Annotated in this window: 3 protein-coding genes; 2 read left to right on the top strand and 1 reads right to left on the bottom strand. The window is 64.8% G+C overall.

Features of this window, described 5'->3' with window-relative positions; genetic code table 11:
- Window positions 1–311 (top strand): ATP-binding domain-containing protein (locus tag ABD002_RS19475; protein WP_343794265.1); only part of this gene is annotated, 311 nt, incomplete at its 5' end.
- A 14-nt stretch (window positions 312–325) separates the two neighbouring features.
- On the opposite strand, the gene ABD002_RS19480 is transcribed toward ABD002_RS19475, so the two are convergent.
- Entirely contained in the window at window positions 326–721 is a 396-nt protein-coding gene (locus ABD002_RS19480; protein ID WP_343794267.1) for a helix-turn-helix domain-containing protein, read from the bottom strand.
- 106 nt (window positions 722–827) lie between these two features.
- Here ABD002_RS19480 and ABD002_RS19485 point away from each other — a divergent pair.
- A partial coding sequence (locus tag ABD002_RS19485) for a CHC2 zinc finger domain-containing protein (protein WP_343794269.1) occupies window positions 828–2,018 on the top strand: 1,191 nt, incomplete at its 3' end.

A 2,018-nucleotide genomic window follows, 5' to 3' on the forward strand; every position in this document is an offset into this window, starting at 1 on the left:
TCGATGCGGGCCACACACGCACGTGGCGAGTGAAGGAGCACGCGCACATCGAGCATGGTTATGCGCTCACGGTGCACAAGGCTCAGGGCGTCAGCGTGGAGCGCGCCTACGTGCTCGCGCACGAGAGCATGTCGGCGCGGGAGTGGTCGTACGTAGCCGGTTCGCGGGCTCGCGAGGCGGTGCACGTGTACGCCGATCGCACGACGATGAGCGACCTGCAACAGATCATGGAGCGGAGTCAGAAGAAGGACCTGGCGCTCGATCATCTGCCGGCAGTGACGAAAACCGCCGACCTGGCGTTGGAACGGTAGTTGCGCCGTTCTTCTTAGCGAGCGGCCTGTGCCAGCACGGAATCGAGCACCTGCATAACGGCCTGCTGCTTGGCCTTAGGCAACTGACTTAGCTGCTCAAGCTGTCGCTGGATGCGCGGTGCGGGACCGCGCTTGCCCGGGAGCTTCTTCGGCTCTTCGCCGATCAATCCTTCGATCGACATATCCAACGCCTTCGCCAGTGGGGGAAGCAAGGCGATCGCCACGCGCACCGTGCCGCCTTCGTAATGCGCCATCGTCTGCTGCGCCACGCCAAGGCGTTCGGCGAGCTCGACCTGGGTGATCTCCAGCGCCTTGCGCCGATCGGCGATGCGTCGGCCGAGCGCCTTGTAGAAAGCCTTGTCCGTAACTGCCATGACGAGATCGGGAGATGGAAGCGTTGACGTGAGCATAGGTGTGATCCTCGGATGTCGGGTTGACAATACCCGAAATACGGGTACTCTGCGATCGGGTTTTTATTGCCGAAACCCCCTTGACAGGTTTTTACGAGGAACGCCGATGGCCCGCTTCACCGACGCCGAGATCGAGCGATTAAAGGAGCACGTGTCGATCGTGCGGCTGGTCGAGGCAGCCGGGATCGAACTGCGCCCGCACGGCAAGGACCGGGTGGGCCGCTGCCCGTTCCACGCGGACAAGACGCCCTCGCTGGTGGTGTCGTCGAAAACGAACCTGTGGCATTGCCTGGGGGCGTGCCAGGCCGGCGGCTCGGTGATCGACTGGGTGATGCGCATCGAGGGCGTGAGCTTCCGCCACGCGGTTGAGTTGTTGCGCAACGACACTCTTCCCTTAGCGGCCGGCTCTCCGGTCAAGCAATCGACGGTGCGCAAGCTCGCGGCGCCGGTCGCGTTCGATGCCGACGATCGCGCGTTGCTCGGCCAGGTGATCGACTATTACCACACGACGTTGCAGACGGCGCCCGAGGCGCTGGCGTACTTGAAAGCTCGCGGGATCGACGCTGCGGAAGCGATCGCAGCGTTCAAGCTTGGCTACGCGAACCGCACACTCGGTCTGCGCCTGCCCGAGAAGAACCGCGTGGCCGGCGCCGATATCCGTACGCGCCTGCAACGCATCGGCGTGTATCGGGCCAGCGGGCACGAACACTTGGCTGGCTCGCTGGTGATCCCGGTGATCGCACCCGATGGCGAAATCACCGAGGTCTACGGGCGTAAGCTGCGCGACGACTTGCGCGAAGGCACGCCCAAGCACTTGTACCTGCCGGGTCCGCATCGCGGCGTGTGGAACGAGGCCGCGCTCGCCGCCTCGAAAGAAATCATCCTGTGCGAATCCCTGATCGATGCGCTGACGTTCTGGTGCGCGGGCTATCGCCACGTGACCGCGAGCTACGGCGTCGAGGGCTTCACGGCCGATCACCTGGCCGCGTTCAAACACCATCGCATCGAGCGCGTGCTGATCGCGTACGATCGCGATGCGGCCGGCGACGCCGCAGCCGAGAAGTTGGCGGCGGCGCTGATCGCGGCCGGCATCGCCTGTTACCGCGTGAAGTTCCCGCACGGGATGGACGCGAACGCGTACGCGCTCAAGGTGACGCCGACGAGCCAGAGCCTCGGTGTCGCGATCCGTTCGGCCGAATGGATCGGCAACGGAGCGCCGCCACCGATCACGACGACAGCCGAGCGTGCGGTGCCTGCCGCCGATCCGCCACTGGAAAAAACTCCTTCCGTCGTTGTC

The organism is Dokdonella soli, assembly GCF_039523175.1.
GTDB lineage: Bacteria > Pseudomonadota > Gammaproteobacteria > Xanthomonadales > Rhodanobacteraceae > Dokdonella_A > Dokdonella_A soli.